31 protein-coding genes and 1 tRNA gene are annotated in these 23,323 nt (G+C 56.9%); 25 read left to right on the forward strand and 7 right to left on the reverse strand.

The window, feature by feature from the left end; genetic code table 11:
* Positions 1-150: 150 nt before the first annotated feature.
* Entirely contained in the window at positions 151-936 is a 786-nt protein-coding gene (locus R2A130_RS01200) for an RNA methyltransferase (protein WP_009462989.1), read from the forward strand.
* Positions 937-960: 24 nt separating this feature from the next.
* On the opposite strand, the gene R2A130_RS01205 is transcribed toward R2A130_RS01200, so the two are convergent.
* The 3 genes from R2A130_RS01205 to R2A130_RS01215 form a co-directional block, all read right to left on the reverse strand.
* Entirely contained in the window at positions 961-1,905 is a 945-nt protein-coding gene (locus R2A130_RS01205; protein ID WP_009462990.1) for an MBL fold metallo-hydrolase, read from the reverse strand.
* 118 nt (positions 1,906-2,023) lie between these two features.
* Positions 2,024-2,533, reverse strand: a complete 510-nt coding sequence (gpt, locus tag R2A130_RS01210) for a xanthine phosphoribosyltransferase (RefSeq protein WP_009462991.1) — start codon at positions 2,531-2,533, stop codon at positions 2,024-2,026.
* Between the two features lie 130 nt (positions 2,534-2,663).
* Positions 2,664-3,416, reverse strand: coding sequence for a competence/damage-inducible protein A (locus tag R2A130_RS01215; protein ID WP_009462992.1), 753 nt, complete (start codon positions 3,414-3,416; stop codon positions 2,664-2,666).
* A gap of 99 nt (positions 3,417-3,515) precedes the next feature.
* On the opposite strand from R2A130_RS01215, the gene R2A130_RS01220 reads away from it, so the two are divergent.
* Positions 3,516-3,602: transfer RNA gene (locus R2A130_RS01220), tRNA-Leu, on the forward strand.
* A gap of 194 nt (positions 3,603-3,796) precedes the next feature.
* Here the strand turns inward: R2A130_RS01220 and R2A130_RS01225 are convergent.
* Complete coding sequence (locus R2A130_RS01225) at positions 3,797-4,702, reverse strand: MipA/OmpV family protein (protein WP_009462993.1); 906 nt, start codon at positions 4,700-4,702, stop codon at positions 3,797-3,799.
* A gap of 243 nt (positions 4,703-4,945) precedes the next feature.
* Between R2A130_RS01225 and R2A130_RS01230 the strand changes: the two genes are divergently transcribed.
* Positions 4,946-6,130, forward strand: coding sequence for an MFS transporter (locus R2A130_RS01230; RefSeq protein ID WP_009462994.1), 1,185 nt, complete (start codon positions 4,946-4,948; stop codon positions 6,128-6,130).
* On the opposite strand, the gene R2A130_RS01235 is transcribed toward R2A130_RS01230, so the two are convergent.
* The 3 genes from R2A130_RS01235 to R2A130_RS01245 are packed head-to-tail and all read right to left on the reverse strand — an operon-like array spanning position 6,127 to position 9,583.
* Positions 6,127-7,140, reverse strand: coding sequence for an asparaginase (locus tag R2A130_RS01235; protein ID WP_009462995.1), 1,014 nt, complete (start codon positions 7,138-7,140; stop codon positions 6,127-6,129). The two genes, R2A130_RS01230 and R2A130_RS01235, sit on opposite strands and share 4 nt — an antisense overlap.
* Positions 7,140-8,618 (reverse strand): betaine-aldehyde dehydrogenase, encoded by a 1,479-nt coding sequence (gene betB, locus R2A130_RS01240; RefSeq protein WP_009462996.1) that lies wholly within the window; start codon positions 8,616-8,618, stop codon positions 7,140-7,142. The genes R2A130_RS01235 and betB overlap by 1 nt, the downstream gene beginning before the upstream one ends.
* The gene (locus tag R2A130_RS01245; protein WP_009462997.1) at positions 8,615-9,583 is read right to left on the reverse strand and encodes a carboxylesterase; all 969 of its coding nucleotides are present in this window, start codon (positions 9,581-9,583) and stop codon (positions 8,615-8,617) included. The genes betB and R2A130_RS01245 overlap by 4 nt, the downstream gene beginning before the upstream one ends.
* 484 nt (positions 9,584-10,067) lie before the next feature.
* Between R2A130_RS01245 and rpsL the strand changes: the two genes are divergently transcribed.
* The 22 genes from rpsL (at position 10,068) to rplR (ending at position 23,203) form a co-directional block, all read left to right on the forward strand.
* Positions 10,068-10,439: a 30S ribosomal protein S12 gene (rpsL, locus tag R2A130_RS01250; RefSeq protein WP_009462998.1), complete on the forward strand. Its 372-nt coding sequence runs from the start codon at positions 10,068-10,070 to the stop codon at positions 10,437-10,439.
* Between the two features lie 11 nt (positions 10,440-10,450).
* Positions 10,451-10,921: a 30S ribosomal protein S7 gene (rpsG, locus tag R2A130_RS01255; protein ID WP_009462999.1), complete on the forward strand. Its 471-nt coding sequence runs from the start codon at positions 10,451-10,453 to the stop codon at positions 10,919-10,921.
* Positions 10,922-10,966: 45 nt separating this feature from the next.
* Positions 10,967-13,057, forward strand: coding sequence for an elongation factor G (gene fusA / locus R2A130_RS01260; RefSeq protein ID WP_009463000.1), 2,091 nt, complete (start codon positions 10,967-10,969; stop codon positions 13,055-13,057).
* Positions 13,058-13,175: 118 nt separating this feature from the next.
* Positions 13,176-14,351, forward strand: coding sequence for an elongation factor Tu (gene tuf, locus R2A130_RS01265; RefSeq protein WP_009463001.1), 1,176 nt, complete (start codon positions 13,176-13,178; stop codon positions 14,349-14,351).
* A gap of 154 nt (positions 14,352-14,505) precedes the next feature.
* A complete protein-coding gene (rpsJ, locus tag R2A130_RS01270) occupies positions 14,506-14,814 on the forward strand; it encodes a 30S ribosomal protein S10 (protein ID WP_009463002.1) in 309 nt (102 codons plus the stop codon).
* A 161-nt stretch (positions 14,815-14,975) separates the two neighbouring features.
* Entirely contained in the window at positions 14,976-15,809 is an 834-nt protein-coding gene (gene rplC, locus R2A130_RS01275) for a 50S ribosomal protein L3 (protein ID WP_009463003.1), read from the forward strand.
* Positions 15,809-16,429 (forward strand): 50S ribosomal protein L4, encoded by a 621-nt coding sequence (rplD, locus tag R2A130_RS01280; RefSeq protein ID WP_009463004.1) that lies wholly within the window; start codon positions 15,809-15,811, stop codon positions 16,427-16,429. Before rplC ends, rplD begins: the two co-directional genes overlap by 1 nt.
* Positions 16,426-16,719, forward strand: a complete 294-nt coding sequence (locus R2A130_RS01285) for a 50S ribosomal protein L23 (protein ID WP_009463005.1) — start codon at positions 16,426-16,428, stop codon at positions 16,717-16,719. The genes rplD and R2A130_RS01285 overlap by 4 nt, the downstream gene beginning before the upstream one ends.
* 81 nt (positions 16,720-16,800) lie before the next feature.
* Positions 16,801-17,634, forward strand: a complete 834-nt coding sequence (gene rplB, locus R2A130_RS01290; RefSeq protein WP_009463006.1) for a 50S ribosomal protein L2 — start codon at positions 16,801-16,803, stop codon at positions 17,632-17,634.
* A 12-nt stretch (positions 17,635-17,646) separates the two neighbouring features.
* Positions 17,647-17,925, forward strand: coding sequence for a 30S ribosomal protein S19 (rpsS, locus tag R2A130_RS01295; protein ID WP_009463007.1), 279 nt, complete (start codon positions 17,647-17,649; stop codon positions 17,923-17,925).
* A 3-nt stretch (positions 17,926-17,928) separates the two neighbouring features.
* Entirely contained in the window at positions 17,929-18,315 is a 387-nt protein-coding gene (gene rplV / locus R2A130_RS01300) for a 50S ribosomal protein L22 (protein ID WP_009463008.1), read from the forward strand.
* Positions 18,315-19,025: a 30S ribosomal protein S3 gene (rpsC, locus tag R2A130_RS01305; protein ID WP_009463009.1), complete on the forward strand. Its 711-nt coding sequence runs from the start codon at positions 18,315-18,317 to the stop codon at positions 19,023-19,025. Before rplV ends, rpsC begins: the two co-directional genes overlap by 1 nt.
* 81 nt (positions 19,026-19,106) lie before the next feature.
* Positions 19,107-19,520, forward strand: a complete 414-nt coding sequence (gene rplP, locus R2A130_RS01310; RefSeq protein ID WP_009463010.1) for a 50S ribosomal protein L16 — start codon at positions 19,107-19,109, stop codon at positions 19,518-19,520.
* Between the two features lie 56 nt (positions 19,521-19,576).
* A complete protein-coding gene (gene rpmC, locus R2A130_RS01315; protein ID WP_009463011.1) occupies positions 19,577-19,777 on the forward strand; it encodes a 50S ribosomal protein L29 in 201 nt (66 codons plus the stop codon).
* 48 nt (positions 19,778-19,825) lie between these two features.
* On the forward strand, positions 19,826-20,056 hold the full coding sequence (rpsQ, locus tag R2A130_RS01320; protein ID WP_009463012.1) for a 30S ribosomal protein S17: 231 nt from the start codon (positions 19,826-19,828) through the stop codon (positions 20,054-20,056).
* 105 nt (positions 20,057-20,161) lie between these two features.
* A complete protein-coding gene (gene rplN, locus R2A130_RS01325; RefSeq protein ID WP_009463013.1) occupies positions 20,162-20,530 on the forward strand; it encodes a 50S ribosomal protein L14 in 369 nt (122 codons plus the stop codon).
* A 30-nt stretch (positions 20,531-20,560) separates the two neighbouring features.
* A complete protein-coding gene (gene rplX, locus R2A130_RS01330; RefSeq protein ID WP_009463014.1) occupies positions 20,561-20,875 on the forward strand; it encodes a 50S ribosomal protein L24 in 315 nt (104 codons plus the stop codon).
* Positions 20,868-21,449, forward strand: coding sequence for a 50S ribosomal protein L5 (rplE, locus tag R2A130_RS01335; protein WP_009463015.1), 582 nt, complete (start codon positions 20,868-20,870; stop codon positions 21,447-21,449). Before rplX ends, rplE begins: the two co-directional genes overlap by 8 nt.
* Positions 21,450-21,523: 74 nt before the next feature.
* On the forward strand, positions 21,524-21,829 hold the full coding sequence (gene rpsN / locus R2A130_RS01340; RefSeq protein WP_009463016.1) for a 30S ribosomal protein S14: 306 nt from the start codon (positions 21,524-21,526) through the stop codon (positions 21,827-21,829).
* A 12-nt stretch (positions 21,830-21,841) separates the two neighbouring features.
* Positions 21,842-22,237: a 30S ribosomal protein S8 gene (gene rpsH / locus R2A130_RS01345; protein ID WP_009463017.1), complete on the forward strand. Its 396-nt coding sequence runs from the start codon at positions 21,842-21,844 to the stop codon at positions 22,235-22,237.
* An 83-nt stretch (positions 22,238-22,320) separates the two neighbouring features.
* A complete protein-coding gene (gene rplF, locus R2A130_RS01350) occupies positions 22,321-22,854 on the forward strand; it encodes a 50S ribosomal protein L6 (protein WP_009463018.1) in 534 nt (177 codons plus the stop codon).
* Position 22,855: 1 nt separating this feature from the next.
* Positions 22,856-23,203: a 50S ribosomal protein L18 gene (gene rplR / locus R2A130_RS01355; RefSeq protein WP_009463019.1), complete on the forward strand. Its 348-nt coding sequence runs from the start codon at positions 22,856-22,858 to the stop codon at positions 23,201-23,203.
* Positions 23,204-23,323 lie beyond the last annotated feature (120 nt).

Genomic DNA, 23,323 nt, shown 5'->3' on the forward strand with positions numbered 1-23,323 from the left:
TTGGCTGAACGTGCCAGCGGGGCAGCGAAGGGCGAAGGGCGCAAGCGGTCTTGCACCCGCGCGCTCCCTCGCACGGTTGGTGTGGCTATATCACCGCCATGGCGCTAATCCAATGCAACTACAGAACTAACCACGAGAAGTGCGCCGCAGATGTCGGGAACAGACAGCCGCAAGAAATTGATCGCCGAGGGGCCAGTGGTCATTCTGGTGAACCCGCAGATGGGCGAAAACATCGGTGGGGCAGCGCGCGCCATGGCCAATTTCGGGCTTGCGGAGTTACGTTTGGTGGACCCGCGCGATGGCTGGCCGAACCCCATAGCGAAGGCCAACGCGGCCAAGGCCGATCACATAATCGACAACGTGCAGGTGTTCGACCTGTTGGAAGACGCGCTCGCCGACTTGCAGTTCGTCTATGCGACAACCGCCCGGCAGCGTGAAATGTTGAAGCCCGTTCGCGGCCCTGCGGAAGCTGCAAGCACCCTGCGAACACGACATAGGGCGGGCGAGCGCACCGGCATTTTGTTCGGGCGTGAAAGGGCAGGGCTGGAAAGCGTGGAAGTCGCACTGGCCGATGAAATTGTCACCTTTCCGGTGAACCCGGCGTTTGCTTCGCTCAACATTGCGCAGGCTGTGCTGCTGATGAGCTATGAATGGATGGCGTCAGGCGAGATCGAACTGCCCATCCACCAACCGCCCAGCGAACCTGCAGAAAAGGATGATCTGTTCGGCCTGTTCGGCCATCTGGAAGGCGCGCTGGAAGATATGCACTATTTCCGCCCGTCCCATAAGAAGGCGACCATGGTGGAAAACCTGCGGAACATTTTCCAAAAAGCAGGCCTTTCGAAACAGGAAATCCACGCGCTACGCGGAGTGGTGGCAACGCTGGAGGGCAGAAAAACACGCCCCCGCCGCCAGCATGGCGACGAGGGCGCGTAAACGTTTGGCTAGAATAGGTCCAACCTACATTTCCAGCTGGTAGCTTGCAGGTACGTAGTGGAAGCCTTCGCCACGCTTTTCCACATATCCCAGCGCCGGGAATGGCATGTGATAGCCGACGAAAGGCATGCGTTCTTCGGCCAACATGGTCAGCAGGCGACGACGGGTGGCCGCAGCGGCTGCTTTGTCGGCGTCGAACGACACTTCCCAATCCGGGTGGGCGAGTGAGAACACGTAGTGGTTGGCCGCATCGGCCATCAACATCAGGTTCTGCCCGCCGCTTTCGAGCTGGAAGGTCATGTGGCCCGGCGTGTGGCCGAATGCTTCGACTGCGGTGATGCCGCCGGTCACCTCATCCCCGGGTTTGATGAACTTGGCTTTGTCCTCGATAGGCACGACCATGCCGTCCATCATCTTGCCGATGCGGTTGTCCTTGCCCTTCCAGAAATTGTATTCTGTGTCGCCGATCACATAGCTGGCATTGGGAAAGGTGGGTTTACCGCCGGTCATCATACCGCCGATATGGTCCGGGTGCATGTGCGTCAGCACCACTGTGTCCACCTGATCCGGCGTATAGCCAGCTCCAGCCAAAGCGGAGACCACGCCTGGGGTGTCACCCGGCAGGCCGGTGTCGAACAGCACCAGCGAGGAGCCTGTGTTCACCACGGTGGGCGTAAAGAAGAAGCGCGCCATATCGTTGGGAATGAAAGCGTCTTCAGCGGCCTTGTCGAAGGTCGTATCATCGACGTTGAGGCCGAAAATCTTGTGCGGCTCTTCGCGCACGGCAGCACCGGCCAGCAGCGTTGTCACTTCGAATTCGCCCAGCTTGAAACGGGCAAACGGCGTGTTGTCCACGCCCATCATGGGCGCTGCGGCCTGCGCTGTGTTGGCGGGGAGTGCGGATGCAACAAGCGGCAGAGCTGCTGCGCCGAGCAGGGCGGAACGGCGAGTGATTGTAACGTCGGTCATAGGAAAACCTCTGATTGAAAGGGCATCATCTTATACAACGTTGCTAAATCAACTTCAGTTCAAACTTACGCGAAAAAAATCGATATTTTTGTGACGCGAAGAAAAATGCATCCAAAAGCTAGCCGTCTTTCAACCCCGAAATCGGCTCAACATACCCCATCTCCATGTCCCACGGGAAATAGATCCACGTGTCCTGGCTCACTTCGGTGATGAACGTATCCGCCATTTCACAGCCCTTGGGCTTGGCATAAACCGTTGCGATATGGGCGTTGGGCAGCATTTCGCGCACCTTGCGGGCTGTCGCGCCGGTGTCCGTCAGATCGTCGATCACCAGCACGCCCTTGCCGCCATCGGCTTCGATCATCTTGCTGTCGATGCCCTTTATGACGTCCAGCTCACCTTGGTCTTTATACTCGTGATAGGACGCGATGCAGACGGTTTCAATGGTGCGTATACCCAGTTCGCGAGCGATGATTGCTGCAGGAACAAGCCCGCCGCGGGTGATAGCAACGATGGCGCTCCACTCTACTTTGTCCTTGCCTGGTCCCGCCAAACGCCAAGCCAGCGCTTTGCAGTCGCGGTGGAACTGGTCCCACGATACGGGAAAGGCTTTTGGGGGATTGGCCATGGATGCGCTCCGGCGGTTGGCAGTTCGGACAACGGGGTGGCGGTCGATAGCGCGGGGCGTTGAGACGGGCAAGGTTGCAGGCGCTGTCTAAGCGCCTGTCCACAAGGCCTGTTAGCGCGGGGTAGGAATATCAATCCTCGGCGATGAGCCGATCGACCATCGCCTGAACGTCTGAGATTGCAGCATCGAGTGCGCCCTCGTCTCGGGATCGCACCACAAGATGCGTGGAGAAGGTACCGTCATTATAGCGGGGGTAAGAGCCCATCATCGTGTCGGGGTGTTTCTTCTGCAGCTCGCCCAGCGGAGCGCCGATAGTGCCTTCGCCCAACGGACATTCCACGGTGCGGGACTGCATGGGAATGCCACCTTCGAGCGTCGGCGCGATAGCGTCCATCATCGCCTGCATGATGCTCGGTACTCCGGCCATCACATGCACGTTCTCCATGCGGAAACCCGGGGCCTTAGAAACTGCGTTTCTGATGAGGCTGGCACCCACAGGCGTCCGAGTCATACGACGGCGAGCATCGGTGAATGGGAGGTCGGAGGTGCGATAATGCTCTTCCAAAATGGCAACGGCCTCAGGGTTTTCATGGCACGGCACACCGAAGGCGGCAGAAACGGAATCAGCTGTGATATCATCATGCGTGGGCCCGATACCGCCGCTGGTGAACACGTAGGTGTAGCGGGCGCGCAGCGCGTTCACCGCTTCCACTATCCGGTCCTGATCGTCGGACACGACCCGCACCTCTTCGAGTTCGATGCCCATGGCCGTGAGGAACTCGGCTACATAGCCGATATTCTTGTCTTTGGTGCGCCCCGACAGAATTTCATCGCCGATCACAACCATGGCTGCTGTCACCGTACCCTCGTTCTTGTTCGCCATGCTAAACTGCCTCTTGCCGATTGCCCTGCGACCGCGCTAACCACGGCGGGCGCGCATGGCAAGGCTTCGGCTTTCGTTTCGATTGCTTGGCACGCCGCCGCCCCCATGGCGAAATTGGTATACGCAGCAGACTTAAAATCTGTAGGCCGCAAGGCCGTCCCGGTTCAAGTCCGGGTGGGGGCACCAAACCAGATTCCCTTCATGTATGAATTGGTTGAAGCTAGGAGCGGACACTAGCTTTCAGGGAGGATTGGTCTGCTATCTGATTGAGGGTTCATCCAGACCTACAAACACACGGTTCCCACAACCTGCCGCCGAAAGCTCTGCTGAACATCCCTGCACCAGCATATTTATTCATGATGTGGAGGATGTCGCTCGCTTTAAAAAGTGAAGCGGTACGCTGCACCAATAGAGCCTGAAAACTGGTTCTCGGTTTCGGTGATCGGACTGTCCGCAGCATCACCCATCAGGCGTGAATAGCCGAGCCCTGCACGAAGCTGGATGTAATTTGTAAGCTCATAGGTTCCGCTAACATTGAAATACGCATTCTTGATGCCACCATCTGCGTCGTAAGCAGCGATGCCGTTACCGGCTGCTATCGCTGCAGCAGCTTGCGCAACACCTACGCCGAAATTCGTCTGCAAATAATCGTCGGACGCGTAGGTTGCGCCGATACGCGTGGCGAGGTTGAACCGGTCGGTAATATCCATCTCGTTGCTGATACCAAAATCGATCTCGTAGCCGTAGCCATCATCGAATTGGGTAGGCAGGCCTGCAAAACGACCTTCATCGAAAGCGTCACCCGTTACCTGTGATGAGATGCCGATATCGGCACCCCAGCTTGAACCTGTATCATTGTAAAATTCGTAGGACGCGAAGCCGCCGACCACGAGGCCGCCGTCAATATTGCCAAGCCCGCGCAAACGTGCGGAATCATCTTCATCGCGACCAAAGCGGTAACCGACGATTGGTCCGGTTGAAAAATTGCCCAAGCGCAGCGCGTGAAAACGGATGTCGTCCAGCCCGCGAAATTCAAAACGACGCGGGCCGGGCACACCAGAATCATAGGAAAAGATCGGAACCGGAAATGCGCGGAATTCATCCGACCCTTCGTAAAGCGGCTGGAAGCCCGCACCGATACCCAAGAGAATTGACCGTTCAGCAATGGCATCTGCCGCCACGAGATCGCTATCTATTTGTTCAATCGTATCGGCAGCACCGCTGGCTGTTACGAAAGTGGATGTCATGATTGCAGCGAGAGCGAGCGCTTTGACGGCTTTGTTCATAGAGACATATTTCCATTGGCGGATGAGCTGAGGTTGAACGTAGAGATCTAAGTCTTGTGTGTTCACAATAGAGTATATTGCGCTCAAAATGGGACGCTCGACTTGTATTTTCGGACGCGCTCAACTGGACATGGACCGCGCTGGAATCGATATATCACCGGACTCGTGCAAGTGGCTAAAATGACTCGTGTTTCGCGGTATTCGGTGAAACAAGCGCAGCACACCTAATGGACCTTTATTCCTTTGATCGGCATCGTCATCCTCGCCGGGGCTTATATCCTCAGCCATTTTTACCGCTCGTTTCTTGCCGTGCTGTCGCCGCAGCTCACGGCGGAGCTGGGGTTGGGGCCGGATGTGTTGTCGGATGCGCTGGGCGCGTGGTTTGCAGCTTTTGCGTTGGCGCAATTTCCGGTGGGGGCGCTGCTCGACCGTGTAGGCCCGCGTTGGACGGCAGCCAGCATGTTTGCGGTGGGCGCTGGCGGAGGCGGGCTGCTGTTTGCGTCGTCCGAAACCGCGTTGGGCCTGACCATCGGCATGGTGATGCTCGGCATCGGTTGCGCGCCTGTTTTGATGGCCTCGGTGTTTATTTTCAAGCGCACCTATTCGGGCCGCCAGTTCGCCATGCTGACCTCCAGCTTCATCGCGGCCGGTTTGATGGGCAACATCATCGGGTCCAGCCCGCTGGCATGGGCATCTGCAAATTTCGGCTGGCGCAGCACCATGGTGGGGCTGGCAATAGTCACCTGCGCGTTGGCGGCAGGCATCATCGCCTTCGTTTCCGACCCGCCGAAGGCCGAGCAACCTGCAGGCGGCACCGGCAGCTATTGGGATTTGATGAAGCTGCGTCCGCTGTGGTTCATCTTCCCGCTGCTCTTCGTCAATTACGCCGTCATCGGCGGCCTGCGTGGGCTATGGGCCGGGCCGTATCTGGGGCAGGTGCATGGTCTCGATCAGTTGGCCATCGGCAACACCTTGTTCGTGGTGGCGATCATCATGGCCGTCGGTAGCCTCGCCTACGGCCCTGCGGATAAGCTGTTCAACACCCGCAAGTATGTGGTGCTGGCAGGCGGTAGCATCGGCATGGCCGCGCTGCTGTGGTGGACGCTCAACCCTGGTGCGTCGGTGGTGCAGATGCAGATCGCGCTATCGCTTCTCGGCTTCTGCACCATGTATTTCGGCCTCACCATGGCCCACGGCATGGCCTTCATTCCCGACCACCTGACGGGGCGGGGTGTGACACTGCTGAACTTCTTCAACATGGGCGGTGTCGGCGTAATGCAGTGGCTATCGTCAGGCGTCTATCGTTCCAACGATAAAGGCGAGTTCCTATCGGCCTTCCAGCCCGTGTTGATTTTCTACGTTGTCGCGCTGGCAGTGGCACTGGCGATCTATGCGTTCAGCGAAGACCGCCCGCCGGAAAAAGCCTAGGCGAACGCGCCTGCCGAAGGCCTGATTTCGCCCGCCACGATACCGTTCCAGTTCCGCATGGTGGTGTGGCCTAGATTGTGCAGCGTCTCGTAAAGCGGGTCGGTATCGCCCAACAGCTTGGCGGTCACGGCAGCCATCATGGCTTCAGCACCGCGCGTGCCGCCATCATCGCATTTCAGCGCGATGCCGTAGCCGAGTTCAGGGATCGCTCCGCAGAACACCCCTTCGGCTCCGGTCTTGGCAAACAGACGGCCTGCACCTGTAGTCATGAAGGACGTGCAAAAGCGGTCGGTACCGGCGACATGCCATGGGTTCGCCATGCAGGCGTTCATCAGTCGCTTGGCCGCGTTGGCGCGGTCGTTGGAGAGACCTTTGCCTGTTGCCATACGCGCAAAGCCTAGCGCCATCGCATCTAGCGGAATCGCATGCGTGGGAATGGAACAGCCGTCTGTGCCGCAATCAGCGGTGATGCTGTGTTCGGCATTGGTCATCTCTTCCATGGCGCGGCGAACGTTGGTCATAATCGCGTGGTCAGGCGAAATGTAGCCGGTCGGGTCGACGCCCGTATGGGCGGCTGTGCACACGAAGCCTGCGTGCTTGCCGGAGCAGTTGTTGCAGATCGCGGTGGGCGTATCGGCATATGTGCGTGCCTGTTCGATGAGCACCGGCTGCTGCGAAGACCAATGGCCGCCGCATTCCAGCGCGGCTTCGTCCAGCCCGGCTTTGGCCAACATGGCGGTGGCGGTTTCGATGTGACCCGGTTCGCCGGAATGGGAGGAGCAAGCGAGTGCCAGCATTTCGTCGGTGAAGCCCAGCGCGTCGGCTGTGCCGCTTTCCACCAGCGGCAACGCCTGAATGGCCTTCACGGCGGACCGCGGGAAGACCGGCGATTGCGTATCCCCGGTCTGCCAGACGGTGTTACCGTCACCATCGACCACCGAGACTGCGCCGCGATGGACGCTTTCTACGCGGTCGCCTCGGGTGATTTCGACAAGGATAGGGTTTGCCATCAGTAGGGTGCCTCCACGTCGCCGAGTTCGACATAGACGCTCTTGATCTGGCTGTAGTTGTCGATGGCGTGGTGGGCGTTTTCACGCCCAATGCCAGACATTTTGTAGCCACCGAACGGCACACCGACGGGGGTGAGATTGAAGTTGTTGATATACGTCGTGCCAGCCTGAAGCTGGCGGACGACGCGGTGGGCGCGGCCTATATCGGCAGTGAAGACACCGGCGGCGAGGCCGAAGATCGTGTCGTTGGCGCGAGCCAGAACGTCCGCTTCATCGTCGAAGTTCAGCAGAGACAGGACGGGGCCAAAAATCTCTTCCCGCGCGATGGTCATGTCATCGGTGACATCGAAAAACACCACGGGTGCGACCCAGTTGCCGCCTTCGAAACCTTCGACTTTCGGCGTCTCGCCACCGCAGAGCATCGTTGCCCCTTCGGCCTGACCCTTTTCGATGTAGCCATTGACGATTTCCAACTGCTTGGCAGAAATCATCGGCCCCATCTGCACGTCAGGGTCGAGCGGATCGCCGATGCTGATTGCCTTGGTACGCTCCACCAACCGCTCGGTGAACGCTTCACGAATGCCAGACTGCACGAATACGCGGGTGCCGTTGGAGCAGACTTGGCCGGTTGAGTAAAAGTTCGCCATGATCGCGCCGGAGACTGCGTTTTCCAGATGGGCGTCGTCGAAAATGATGAGGGGCGACTTGCCACCCAATTCCAGCGACACTTTTTTCAAGCTGTCGGCTGCGGATGCCATGATGCGCTTGCCGGTGGGAACGGAGCCGGTGAGCGAGACTTTGGAAACCGCAGGGTGGTTCAGCAACTTCGCGCCGACTTCGCCCTTGCCCTGCACGATGCCGATGATTCCGTCCGGCGCGCCTGCATCGCGCAGGCATTCCGCCAGTTTCAGCGCGGTGAGCGGCGTTTCTTCCGATGGTTTGTAGATGATGGCATTGCCCATCGCGAGGGCAGGGGCAGCCTTCCACGTCGCAGTCTGTATCGGGTAGTTCCACGCGCCCACAGCTGCGACGATGCCCAGCGGTTCGCGCAATGTGTAGGCGAAAGCGGTGTCGTCGACCGGTATCTGCTCGTTGGTCAGGGTGGAGACCAGATTACCGAAATACTCCAGATTATCGGCAGCGCTCACAGCATCGACATAGAGCGTTTCCTGGATGGCCTTGCCGGTGTCCAGCGTCTCGATGCGGGCGATCTCGTCGTTGCGCTCGCGCATGATCTGCGCGGCCTTTATGAGAACGCGGCCACGCTCCGCGCCTGACATCGCCGCCCAAACAGGCTGCGCCTGCTGTGCGGCGGCTATGGCTTGATCGATGATCGCGTCGGTCGCGGCATGAATATGCGCCACCGCTTCGCCGGTCGCAGGATGAAGCGTGTCGAAGGCTTCGCCTGCTTTATCTTCTGCATATTTACCGCCGATGAAGTGCGAGCCTTCCGGCTGTGCTGTGCGTGTTTCGCTCATAGTGCTTCCGCCCATTCTACGATGGCGTCCACCGCCATTTGAGTGTTCTCCGGCGACGTGATGGCACCGGCTATGACGTGTTTCGACGTATCTGTGGAATCTTCCACCGCAATGATTTTTGCAGGACCGCCCCAGCGTGCGGCGACCTCGCGGGTGACAGAGGATTTCACCACGCCGTCGTCATCATGGAACATGAAAAGGGCAGGGACTTTTATGTCTTCAAAGGGCAGGGCGCGAACGTGGTCGATGCTGGCTTTCATCGGAAGTGCTGCCACGGTTGGATACGTGGTGGACCACCATTTCTCCTGTTCGGCGTTCATCGGTTCCCAGCTGCGCTCGGCACCTGCCAGAACAGGCACCAACTGACGCGCCCAAGGCAGGGTCAGAATATCGGCACTGGCGTTCTGCACGGCGTAGTTCGGGGATATGAAAACGATGCCCGCAACATCCTTGATGAGGTCCGGCTTCGTTGCGGCCCACGTCGCCAACGTACCGCCCGTGGAGGTGGAGATGATGATAACCTTCTTGCCGATACGCCTGCCGATTTCGATGGCCTCTGCGGTGTCGTTCATCCAGTCATTGACCGAAGGCTCCGCCATCGCGTCCGGTGAACGGGCGTGGCCGGCGAGACGACCAAAGAAGAGATTGGCCTGCAAGCGGTCCGCCACCATATCGGGAACCGGGCGGATCTCTTCCGAACTGGCCGAGAATCCGTGAATGTTCACCACGGCGATATCGGTCTGGACCTTGGCGATATCGCTGTCCCAGATGATCCGCTTTTCAGCGCCGGGCTTGATATCGGTGAAGGCGGCTTCTGATTTTGCCAGATAACCTTCTATGTCACTACCTACAGCATCAGCGGAGAATCGAAGCGTCTCGTCGATTTCTTCACGCGGGCCAAGAGCAAAAATGACGCCCAGAACTACGATAAGGCTCAAAAGCCCAAGTGCGATCTTCTTAAACACGGCAAAACTTCCTGTAAGTCGGTCTGATTCCACACGGTTTGGCACGCCATTGACGTTTACGGTAGTTCGATCATGCCTTTTGCCATCAAAAGCGCCAGTTTGCGGCCTTTTAGGGAAGATATCGGGGTTGACGGGATGGGGGGTTGGGCCTAGATACCCTTCACGACGAGCCGATGTGAGCCGTGAATTGCGATGCGCCTAGCGTTGCAGCCAGCCCGCTCAAACAAGGTTCGCAAAAACGAATATGTATGGTTCGAGAGCAAGAACCGGGTCGTACTTTGGCCTTGTTCCTCTGCATTGAGAGTCCGGCACCCGTGCGGCAATCCCGCGTTGTGGTGCCTTTCTCGTGTTTGGCATGTGGTTTTCACATGCGCTCGACAATCCCTATCGCACGGCATCTCGGGTGACAGCCTAGAGGTGCCAGCACAGTGAAACGCCCATTCTCTCACGGTTTTGTGGAGCGGGCAGATAAGAAGGATGTGTCATGCCGACCATCAACCAACTTGTACGCAATCCGCGCAAAGCGCCGATCAAGCGTTCCAAGGTTCCAGCAATGGAAGCGAACCCGCAGAAGCGCGGCGTTTGCACACGTGTTTACACCACGACCCCGAAGAAACCGAACTCGGCTCTTCGTAAGGTTGCCAAGATCCGCCTCACCAATGGCTTCGAAGTCATCGGCTACATTCCCGGTGAAGGTCACAACCTTCAGGAACACTCCGTGGTTATGATCCGCGGCGGTCGCGTGAAGGATCTTCCTGGTGTCCGTTACCACATCATCCGCGGCGTGCTCGACACGCAGGGCGTCAAAGACCGTAAACAGCGCCGTTCGAAATACGGCGCCAAGCGTCCGAAGTAAGGTAGAGATATATGTCACGTCGTCACCGCGCCGAAAAACGCGAAATCCTGCCCGATCCCAAATTTGGTGATCTGGTTCTGTCCAAGTTCATGAACTCCATCATGCTGGACGGTAAGAAATCCAAGGCCGAAGCCATCGTTTACGGTGCATTCGAGCAGATGGAAGAAAAAGCGCGCTCCGAAGCGCTGCCGATGTTCCACACTGCGCTCGAAAACATTGCGCCTTCCGTGGAAGTTCGCTCCCGCCGTGTTGGTGGTGCCACCTACCAGGTGCCCGTCGATGTTCGCACCGAGCGTAAGCAGGCTCTGGCCATTCGCTGGCTCATTACTGCAGCCCGCAAGCGTAACGAGACCACTATGGTCGACCGTCTCGCTGGTGAATTGCTGGATGCTGCAAATAACCGTGGTTCTGCCGTCAAGAAGCGTGAAGACACGCACAAGATGGCTGAAGCCAACCGGGCCTTCTCACACTACCGCTGGTAGTGCCTGAACCCGTAACGTCTCCCGATATTCCCAAAGAGCATAATCATGGCACGCGAATATAAACTCGAGGACTACCGCAACTTCGGCATCATGGCCCATATTGATGCGGGCAAGACCACGATGACCGAGCGGATCCTGTATTACACGGGCAAAATCCACAAAATGGCCGAAGTGCACGAAGGTGCTGCTACCATGGACTGGATGGAGCAGGAGCAGGAGCGTGGCATCACGATCACGTCTGCTGCGACAACCACCTTCTGGGAAGGTCGTGACGGCAAGAAGCGTCGCTACAACATCATCGACACCCCTGGTCACGTCGACTTCACGATTGAGGTCGAACGCTCCTTGCGTGTGCTCGATGGCGCTGTTGCGCTTCTCGATGCTAACGCCGGCGTAGAGCCACAGACAGAAACTGTCTGGCGTCAGGCCAACAAGTACAACGTCCCGCGCATGATCTATGCCAACAAAATGGACAAGGTCGGTGCTGACTTCTTCAATTGTATCGACACGGTCCGTTCGCGCCTTGGCGCAACCCCTTGTGTTCTTCAGCTGCCGATTGGTGCTGAAAACGAGTTCGAAGGCATCATCGATCTGATCGAGATGAAAGAGCACGTCTGGAAAGGCGAAGAGCTCGGCGCGACATGGGATGTCCTGGAAATCCGAGACGAGCTGAAGGCTCAAGCTGAAGAGTATCGCGACCTGCTCATCGAAACGGCTGTAGAAGCCGACGATGCTGACATGGAAGCCTATCTCGAAGGCAACATGCCGGATAACGATCGTCTGCGTGCATTGATCCGTAAGGGCTGCATCGCGGTTCAGTTCTTCCCAATGATGTGCGGTACGGCGTTTAAGAACAAAGGTGTTCAGCCGCTGTTGAACGCAATCACCGATTACCTGCCTTCGCCTCTGGAAGTGCCTGCAATTAAAGGCATCGACGCAAAGACCGAAGAAGAGACCGTACGCAAATCTTCCGATGATGAGCCTTTCTCAATGCTGGCGTTCAAAATCATGAACGACCCGTTTGTCGGCACGCTCACATTCTGCCGTATCTACTCGGGCAGCCTGGAGACAGGTGGTTCGTTGATGAACACGGTGAAAGGTAAGAAAGAGCGCATCGGACGTATGTTGCAGATGCACTCCAACGACCGCATCGACATCAAAGAAGCATATGCAGGCGACATCGTTGCTATTGCAGGCCTCAAAGAGACGACAACGGGCGACACGCTTTGCGATCCGCTCAAGCCGGTTATCCTCGAGCGTATGGAATTCCCCGATCCGGTGATTTCCATTGCAATCGAGCCTAAAACCAAGGGCGACCAGGAAAAAATGGGCATCGCGCTCAACCGTCTCGCAGCCGAGGACCCGTCCTTCCGTGTGCGTTCCGACGAAGAGAGCGGCCAGACCATCATTTCCGGTATGGGCGAATTGCACCTCGACATTCTTGTCGACCGCATGAAGCGCGAATTCTCGGTTGAAGCTAACGTTGGTGCACCGCAGGTGTCCTATCGTGAGACCATCACCCGTGAAGCTGAAATCGACTACACGCATAAGAAACAGTCCGGTGGTTCCGGTCAGTTTGCGCGCGTGAAAATTGTCTTCACACCGAACCCCGACAGCGAGGAGTTCGAATTCGAGTCCAAGATTGTCGGCGGTAACGTGCCTAAGGAATACATTCCGGGCGTTGAAAAGGGCATCAAGTCTGTCATGGACAACGGCCCCGTGGCCGGCTTCCCGATGCTGGGCGTGAAAGCGACCCTTCTTGACGGCGCATACCACGATGTCGACTCCAGTGTTCTGGCCTTTGAGATCGCAGCACGCGCTGCATTTCGTGAAGGCGCGCAGAAAGCTGGCGCAAAATTGCTTGAGCCCATCATGAAGGTGGAAGTTGTGACACCGGAAGACTATATGGGCGATGTGATCGGTGATCTGTCCTCCCGTCGTGGTCAGGTTTCCGGTACGGAATCCCGCGGTATCGACCAAGTCGTGTCCGCGATGGTTCCTCTCGCAAACATGTTCAAGTACGTCGACAGCCTGCGCTCCATGAGCCAGGGCCGTGCGCAGTACACGATGACATTCGACCACTACGAGCAGGTGCCCCAGATGGTCGCCGACGAAGTGATCGAGAAATACGCGTAAGCGTATAAAGAGTTCGAAGGCGCGGTCGGTTCCGCGTCTTCCAGTTAAGTCGGCGGCAGCGATGTCGCCAAGAAGTTCAGAAGTCGCTAGCGAGCGCTGGTGAAAAATGGAGGCCAAGATGGCTAAAGAAAAGTTCGAACGTAATAAGCCGCATTGCAACATCGGCACCATTGGTCACGTTGACCACGGCAAGACGACGCTTACAGCGGCGATCACCAAATATTTTGGTGAATTCAAAGCCTATGATGAAATCGACGGCGCTCCCGAAGAAAAAGCCCGCGGCATCACCATTTCGACGGCTCACGTGGAATATGAGACGGAAAACCGTCACTACGCCCACGTCGATTGCCCGGGTCACGCCGACTATGTGAAAAACATGATCACCGGTGCTGCCCAGATGGACGGTGGTATCCTCGTCTGTTCCGCAGCTGACGGCCCAATGCCACAGACCCGTGAGCACATCCTGCTCGCTCGTCAGGTTGGTGTTCCAGCCCTCGTCGTGTTCTTGAACAAGGTCGATCAGGTTGATGACGAAGAGCTCCTCGAGCTCGTCGACATGGAAGTGCGTGAACTGTTGTCTTCCTACGAATTCCCCGGCGACGACATTCCGATCATCAAAGGCTCCGCACTGGCAGCCGTTGAAGGCCGCGATCCTGAAATTGGTGAAAACGCTATCCGTGAACTGATGGAAGCTGTCGACAGCTACATCCCACAGCCAGAGCGTCCTGTTGACCAGCCATTCCTGATGCCAATCGAGGACGTGTTCTCGATCTCTGGTCGCGGTACGGTTGTGACCGGTCGCGTTGAGCGCGGTATCGTCAAGGTCGGTGAAGAAATCGAAATCGTCGGCATCAAAGACACGCAGAAAACAACCTGCACCGGCGTCGAAATGTTCCGCAAGCTGCTCGACTCGGGTGAAGCTGGCGACAACATCGGCGCGCTGATCCGTGGTGTCGATCGTGAAAACGTCGAGCGTGGTCAGGTTCTTTGTAAGCCTGGTTCCGTCAAGCCGCACACCAAGTTCCGTGCGGAAGCCTACATCCTGACGAAAGAAGAGGGTGGCCGTCACACGCCGTTCTTCACCAACTATCGCCCACAGTTCTACTTCCGCACCACCGACGTGACGGGCATCTGCTCGCTGCCAGAAGGTACGGAAATGGTCATGCCCGGCGATAACGTCGAAATGACTGTTGAGTTGATCGTGCCGATCGCTATGGAAGACCGTCTCCGCTTCGCTATCCGCGAAGGTGGCCGTACGGTTGGTGCCGGCATCGTCGCCGAAATCCTGGACTAAACAAAATTATGCACGGCGGGGCGGCTGGAAAGCTGCCCCGCCGTTCGCTTGCCCCGAAAGGGCCGGCTAAACGACACGGGACGGCTGACCGATCCCGTAATGAATTCAAGGGCCATCAGCATCCGGCTGATGTCTCGTATCAAGGACGAAACACATGACCGGTCAGAATATTCGTATTCGCCTGAAAGCGTTCGACCATCGCATCCTCGACACGTCCGCCAAGGAAATCGTGTCGACTGCGAAACGCACAGGCGCACAGGTTCGCGGCCCAGTGCCGTTGCCGACCCGCATCGAGCGCTACACCGTCAACCGCTCGCCCCACGTGAACAAAAAAGCACGTGAACAGTTCGAAATGCGCACCCACAAGCGCCTGCTGGATATCGTCGATCCGACGCCACAGACCGTGGACGCGCTGATGAAGCTCGATCTGGCAGCTGGTGTCGACGTTGAAATCAAGCTCTAGCGAGCGTGAAATCAAACTGTAAGACCTCGGTCTGACAGAAGGGCATCCGCCCACAGTCTTCACATCGTGCGGACTGAACAAACAACAAAAGCGGGGCAGTGAACGTATATGCGTTCCGCCTGCCAGGACCACACGGTCCTAAACGCTAAAGGATGAGAACAATGCGCTCAGGCGTGATTGCACAGAAGGTCGGGATGACCCGCATTTATACCGATGAAGGTATCAATGTCCCCGTGACCGTTCTCCGTATGGAGCACGTTCAGGTCATTGCCCAACGGACCGAAGAAAAACATGGCTACACCGCCGTCCAGCTGGGCGCAGGTAAAGCCAAGGTGAAAAACGTTTCCAAGCCGATGCGTGGCCACTTCGCTGTTGCGAAGGTCGAGCCAAAGCGCAAATTGGCCGAATTCCGCGTCACCGAAGAAAACCTTGTTCCGGTGGGCGCTGAAATTATCGCTGCTCACTACATGCCAGGTCAGTTCGTCGACGTGACGGGCACGACAATCGGTAAGGGCTTTGCCGGTGCTATGAAGCGTCACAACTTTGGTGGCCTTCGCGCTTCCCATGGTGTGTCCGTTTCGCACCGTTCGCATGGTTCGACCGGTCAGTGTCAGGATCCGGGTAAAGTGTTCAAAGGCAAGCGTATGGCTGGCCACATGGGCAACACCCGCGTCACCACGCAGAACATTCAGGTTGTCTCCGTCGATGTCGATCGCGGTCTCGTTTTGGTGAAGGGTGCTGTGCCCGGACCAAAAGGCGGCTGGGTCACATTGCGTGATGCTATCAAGAAGCCGGTTCATCCCGATGCGATATTCCCTGCAGCACGTCGCCGCGATGCGGAAGCTGCTGAAGAGGCCGCTGCTGCTGCTGAAACCGCTATGGCTGAAGAGGCTGCTGCAGAATTGGCAGCAACTCAGGCTGCCGAGCAGGAAGCTGCTGTTGAAGCTGCCGAAGAGACGGCTGCTGAAGACAACAAAGAGAAGGGCGCAGAATAATGGAACTCGACGTCACCAAGATGGACGGTTCCAAGTCCGGCAAAGTGTCGCTTTCCGACACCGTGTTCGGTCTTGAGCCCCGCCAAGACATCATCCAGCGCATGGTTCGCTACCAGCTTGCAAAAGCTCGTCAGGGTACGCACCAGGTACAGGGTCGTTCCGATGTGGACCGCACCGGTAAGCGCATGTACCGCCAGAAAGGTACTGGCGGCGCACGTCACCACTCGCAGGCTGCTCCGCAGTTCCGTGGTGGTGGTAAGGCCCATGGCCCGCAGTCGCGTGACCACAGCCACGACCTGACCAAGAAGTTCCGTGCATTGGCTCTGCGCCATGCACTGTCCGCCAAGGCTCAGGCCGGCACTCTGGTCGTCGTTGACGATTTGGCCGCCAAAGATCCTAAGACTGCTGCTCTGCGCGGCAATCTCGGCAAACTCGGTTTCGAGAATGCTTTGATGATCGGCGGTTCCGAACTGGACAACAACTTCAAGCTCGCTGCCCAGAACATCCCCCATATCGATGTGCTGCCGGTGCAGGGCATCAACGTCTATGACATCATTCGTCGCAACACCCTGGTGTTGTCGAAAGCTGCCGTGGACGCACTTGAGGAGCGCTTCAAATGAGCGAAGTCCGCAATTATGACGTGATCGTCTCCCCGGTTATCACCGAGAAGGCATCCTTGGCTGCCGAAGCCAACCAGGTTGTATTCAACGTGTCGCGTGACGCTTCCAAGCCTGAAATCAAACGGGCTGTCGAAGGTCTGTTTGGTGTGAAGGTCGTTGCCGTCAACACTGTGCTCCGTAAGGGCAAGGTGAAGCGTTTCCGCGGCCATCTCGGCAAGCAGAGCGACGTGAAAAAAGCATTCGTGACGCTGGCCGAAGGCCAGTCCATCGACGTGACGACCGGTCTGTAAGGAACGGTCTTCAAGACAAAAAGCTAACGGCACCGCAGTCCGGACAACAAGTTCGGAAACAGGGTGCAGGGAAATAAGAACATGGCACTGAAAAAATTCAGACCAATTACCCCGAGTATGCGCCAACTGGTGATCGTCTCTCGTGAGGGTCTGTGGAAGGGCAAACCGGTCAAGACTTTGACCGAAGGCCTGACCAAGTCCGGTGGTCGTAACAACCTCGGTCGCATGACATCACGCGGCATCGGTGGCGGTCACAAACGCTCCTACCGCAAGATCGACTTCAAACGCACAAAGCGTGACGTCGAAGCAACGGTCGAGCGTCTGGAATATGATCCGAACCGCACGGCCTTCATCGCGCTGCTGAAATATGCAGACGGCGAAGTCGCCTACATCCTGGCGCCACAGCGTCTGGGCGAAGGCGATAAGGTTATTTCGGCAGCTTCCGCTGATGTGAAGCCCGGCAACGCGATGCCAATGTCCGCTATTCCGGTCGGCACCATCATCCACAATGTGGAGATGAAGCCGGGCAAGGGCGGTCAGATCGCACGCTCCGCTGGCACCTACGCACAGTTGGTCGGTCGTGATGGCGTTATGGCCATCCTGCGTCTCAACTCCGGCGAACAGCGACTGATCCACGGTTCCTGCATGGCCACCATCGGTGCCGTGTCGAACCCAGACAATTCCAACACCAACATGGGTAAAGCCGGCCGCAATCGCTGGTACGGTAGCCGCCCAAAAGTACGTGGTGTTGCTATGAACCCGATCGATCACCCCCACGGTGGTGGTGAAGGTCGTACATCCGGTGGTCGTCACCCAGTGACACCTTGGGGCAAGCCTACTAAAGGCAAGCGCACGCGCTCCAACAAAACCACGGATAAATTCATCATGCGCTCGCGCCACCAGCGCAAGAAATAAGGATCGATAGATTTGTCACGTTCAGTCTGGAAAGGCCCGTTTGTCGATGGCTACCTTCTCAAAAAAGCAGAGAAGGTACACGAGGGCGGCCGCAAGGAAGTTATCAAGACCTGGAGCCGTCGCTCTACCATCATGCCACAATTCGTTGGCCTGACGTTCGGCGTCTACAACGGTCACAAGCACATTCCGGTCAATGTCTCCGAAGACATGGTTGGCCAGAAATTTGGTGAATACGCACCGACCCGTACCTATTACGGTCACGGCGCCGACAAAAAGGCGAAAAGGAAGTAAGTCATGGGTAAGCCCAAACTTGAGCGTCAGCTCGCCGACAACGAAGCAAAGTCGGTCCACCGTATGATCCGCGTTTCCCCGCAGAAGCTGAACCTTGTGGCTCAGCTTATTCGCGGTAAGAAAGCGCAGAACGCGTTGAACGATCTTGAATTCTCCAACAAGCGGATCGCGGGCACCGTTCGTAAGTGCCTGCAGTCAGCCATTGCCAATGCCGAGAACAATCATGATCTCGACGTTGACAGCCTTGTGGTGAAGGAAGCCCATGTTGGTCATTCCATCGTCATGAAGCGCTTCATGGCACGTGGTCGCGGTAAAGCGAGCCGGATTCAAAAACCCTTCGCGCACCTCACGATTATCGTGAAGGAAGCCGAAGAAGAGGAGGCCGCGTAATGGGTCAAAAGATCAATCCCATCGGGTTTCGCCTCGGTATCAACCGCACGTGGGACAGCCGCTGGTTCGCCACTAAAGGCGATTACGCGAGCATGCTTGATGAAGACATCAACATTCGCAACTACATCGAGAAAGAGCTGAAAGCAGCTTCCATCTCGAAAGTGATTATCGAGCGTCCGCACAAGAAATGCCGCGTTACTATTCACGCCGGTCGTCCCGGTCTGATCATCGGTAAAAAAGGTGCAGACATCGAGAAATTGAAGCGCAAGGTCCAGACGATGACCAGTGCCGAAGTTTCCGTTAACATCGTGGAAATCCGCAAGCCGGAACTCGACGCAACCATCGTTGCCCAGTCGATTGCCCAGCAGCTGGAACGCCGTGTTGCATTCCGTCGCGCCATGAAGCGCTCGGTGCAGTCCGCAATCCGTCTCGGTGCCCAAGGTATTCGTATCAACTGTGGTGGCCGTCTTGGCGGCGCAGAGATTGCCCGCGTCGAATGGTATCGTGAAGGTCGTGTGCCGTTGCACACCCTGCGCGCCGACATCGACTACGGTACAGCTGAAGCTGAAACCGCTTACGGTATCTGCGGCGTGAAGGTCTGGATCTTCAAAGGCGAAATCCTTGAGCACGATCCGATGGCGCACGAACGTCGTCACACGGAAGCTCAGGAAACCGGTGGTGGTGGCAACCGTCGCCCGCCCCGTAACTGATAGCTGCCTATAATAAGAACAAAGGAACGCCGGTCGCCATCGCAAGAGACAGACCGGTAAGCCTGAGAAGGAAAACAGCAAATGCTGCAACCGAAACGTACAAAATTCCGCAAGGCGCATAAGGGCCGTATCCACGGCAACACGAAAGGCGGCTCGACGCTGACTTTTGGCGCTTATGGTCTGAAAGCTCTCGAGCCTGATCGCGTCAACGCGCGCCAGATCGAAGCTGCACGTCGTGCTATCACGCGTCAGATGAAACGTCAGGGCCGTGTGTGGATTCGCATCTTCCCTGATTTGCCAATCTCTGCGAAACCGACCGAAGTTCGTATGGGTAAAGGTAAGGGCGCTCCTGAATATTGGGCAGCCCGTGTTGCACCTGGCCGGATCATGTTCGAGATCGATGGTGTGTCGGAGCCGATTGCCCGTGAAGCCCTTCGTTTGGGTGCCATGAAGCTGTCTGTGAAGACCAAATTCATCCAGCGCATCGCCGACTAAAAAATTAGTTCGCATTTCTCGCGTTTCACGTAGAGACAAATCGAAAGGTTGAGGCTATGAAGCCCAGCGACATCCGCGCCATGAGCGAAGATCAGTTGAAAGATCAGCTGATCGCATTGAAGAAAGAGCAGTTCAACCTGCGATTCCAGCGGGCAACCGGTCAGTTGGAAAACACAGCACGCATGCGGCAGATTCGTCGTGACATTGCGCGCATCCAGACAATCGCCCGCCAACAGCCGGCTCAAGCGTCAGCATAGTCCGCTGCCTCTGGTTTTCAGAGGCGGGCGACACGAGGAAAGAACACAATGCCTAAACGTATTCTCCAGGGCACCGTGGTGTCCGACAAGAACGACAAGACGGTCGTCGTGAAAGTGGAACGCCGCTTCACACACCCGCTGTTCAAGAAGGTTGTGCGTCGTTCGAAGAACTACAAAGCGCATGACGAAAACAACCAGCGCAAAGTCGGCGACATGGTCTCCATCGAAGAGACGAAACCGATTTCAAAAGACAAGTGCTGGATCGTCCTCGAGGCGTAAGCTTCGATTGATTCAACACACGAGCAGGGCAGCGTAAGCTTCCCGCAAATGGCACTTGGGTCTGACCGTTCCGGTCGGGCCCTTCAATAATAGAAGAGAACAGCCATGATTCAGATGCAAACTAACCTGGACGTTGCCGACAATTCCGGCGCGCGCCGCGTCATGTGCATCAAAGTGCTTGGCGGCTCCAAGCGCAAATATGCAGGTGTGGGTGACATCATTGTCGTCTCCATCAAAGAAGCTATTCCGCGCGGCCGCGTTAAAAAGGGTGATGTGGCAAAAGCCGTCGTCGTCCGCACTGCGAAAGACATTCAGCGCGCTGACGGTTCGGTGATCCGTTTCGACACCAACGCCGCCGTGCTGATCGACAGCAAGGGCGAGCCGACCGGCACGCGTATCTTCGGCCCGGTGCCGCGCGAACTGCGCGCCAAGCGTCACATGAAGATCATCTCGCTGGCACCGGAGGTGCTCTGAGGCGAAAGTCCAGAGCGTTAAGGAACCGATATGAACAAGATCAAAAAAGGCGACACTGTCGTCGTGTTGTCTGGTAAGGACAAAGGTCGCTCCGGCACTGTGCTGGAAATGATCACCAAGACCGACCGTGTGCTTGTGCAGGGCGTCAACATGGTCAAGCGTCACACGAAACAGTCGCAGGAAACCGAAGGCGGTATCATCGCCAAGGAAGCCTCACTTCACATTTCCAACCTCGCGCTTGCCGATCCCAAAGACGGCAAGGCAACGCGCGTTGGAATTAAAACCAATGACGACGGCAAGCGCGTCCGCTTCGCCAAACGCTCCGGAGACCTGATCGATGGCTGAGCAGAAATCCGAGCCGCGGCTCAAGAAGCATTACGAAGATAGCGTCAAGAAGGCTATGCAGGAGAAGTTTGCTTACGCGAACGTCATGCAGATGCCCCGTCTCGACAAGATCGTGCTGAACATGGGCGTTGGTGAGTCCACCGCCGATTCCAAAAAGGCTTCGGTTGCTGCCGAAGACCTCACCCTCATCGCTGGCCAGAAGGCCATGGTGACACGGGCCAAGAAGTCCATCGCGGGCTTTAAGGTACGTGAAGAGATGCCACTGGGTGCGAAAGTTACCCTGCGCGGCACTCAAATGTACGAATTCATGGACCGTCTGATCACCATCGCGCTGCCGCGCGTTCGTGACTTCCGCGGCCTGAATCCAAAGAGCTTCGATGGTCGTGGCAACTTCGCCATGGGCATTAAAGAACACATCGTGTTTCCAGAGATCAATTACGACAAGGTCGATCAGATCTGGGGCATGGACGTCATCGTCTGTACGACGGCTGCAACGGATGATGAGGCACGCGAACTGCTGCGCGCTTTCAACTTCCCGTTCCCCGCACCCAAGGAAGAGAAAGAAGCCGCTTAAGGCTTCTACTCTTCGAAAGTGCGGGCCGGCATGGTGCCCGGCCGTAACGGCAAACGAATATGAGGACTAATTGAATGGCCAAGGTTTCGGCAATCGAGAAGAACAAGAAGAAGCAGCGTCTGGTGGCTAAGTTCGCCGCCAAACGTGCTGAACTTAAAGAAATCATCAACAACCGCGAACTGCCAATCGAAGAGCGCTTCCGCGCGCAACTTCAGCTTGCAGCTCTTCCGCGCAATGGCGCGAAGACACGGGTTCGCAACCGTTGTAACATCACAGGTCGTCCACGTGCTTACTATCGTAAGTTGGGCATGAGCCGTATCGCGATGCGTGAACTGGGGTCGAATGGCCTCGTTCCCGGCCTCGTCAAATCCAGCTGGTAAGGAGCGCGCATCATGATGAACGATCCTGTAGGTGACATGCTCACCCGTATCCGTAACGGTTTGATGCGCGGTAAGGGCTCTGTGTCCACGCCGGCTTCGAAACTTCGCGGTCGTATTCTCGACGTGCTGGAAGCTGAGGGCTACATCCGTGGCTATTCCCGCACTGACTACGACAACGGCAAAGCGGATTTCGAAATCGAACTGAAATATTTCGATGGCGCTCCTGTGATCCGTGAGATCACACGCATCTCGAAGCCCGGTCGTCGTGTCTATTCGTCGGTCAAGACGATGCCACGCGTCGCTAACGGCCTCGGTATCTCGATCCTCTCCACGCCCAAAGGTGTGATGGCGGACCACGATGCGCGTGAGCACAATGTCGGTGGCGAGGTGCTTTGCCGGATCTTCTGATCTTGTTTTAGGGCACTCAATTTTAATCACGCCCGGCCTTCTTATGGTTGGCTTGGGCGCAGAAAAACAGGCGAGACAACATTATGTCACGTATCGGCAAAAAACCGGTTAGCGTCCCCGATGGGGTAACGGCTACCGTCGACGGCCAGACCGTCACAGCCAAAGGTCCTAAGGGCGAGCTGTCCTTTGTGGTCAACCAGCAGGTCATGGTCAAATTGGAAGATGGCATCGTGTCCGTCGATCCGGCGGACAAGTCGAAGGACGCACGGTCCCAGTGGGGCATGTCGCGCACCATGATCGAGAACATGTTCACCGGCGTTAAAGACGGTTACGAGCGTAAGCTTGAAATCAATGGCGTTGGTTATCGTGCTGCTATGCAGGGCAAGAACGTTCAGCTCTCGCTTGGCTTCAGTCACGAAGTGATTTACACGCCGCCTGAAGGCGTTTCGATCGTCTGTCCGAAACCAACGGAAATTGTCATCACCGGTCACGACAAACAGGTCGTTGGTCAGGTGGCTGCAAAAATCCGCGCATACCGTCCGCCGGAGCCCTATAAGGGCAAGGGCGTGAAATATGCTGAAGAGACAGTCTTCCGCAAAGAAGGCAAGAAGAAGTAAGATGGCAAATCTCAACACCAAAGAACGCCGCGCAGCCCGCGTCCGCCGCAGCCTCAAGAAGGTTGCTAACGGTCGTCCACGTCTGTCAGTGTATCGCTCCAACGCCAACATTTACGCCCAGATCATCGATGATGTGAACGGTGTAACGCTGGCAGCGGCTTCCTCCATGGAAGGCGACAAAAAAGGCGGCGGCAACGTTGATGCAGCCGCAACCGTCGGTAAGGCGATTGCAGAACGCGCAACCAAGGCCGGTATCGCTGAGGTTGTTTTCGACCGTGGCTCCTTCCTCTACCATGGTCGCGTAAAGGCTCTTGCCGATGCTGCCCGTGAGGGTGGCCTGAAGTTCTAAGCACTTGCTTTAGAATGACCCAAGTTTCTCGGCGGGATGTCTCACATGAGGCTTCCGCCGTTTGCTCATTCACCTCGTAGGTTCAAACCGGCACTGACTGGTCTGCGAAAGGGAAAGGGC

Source organism: Ahrensia sp. R2A130, from assembly GCF_000179775.1.
In the GTDB taxonomy this organism is placed as follows: domain Bacteria; phylum Pseudomonadota; class Alphaproteobacteria; order Rhizobiales; family Rhizobiaceae; genus Pseudahrensia.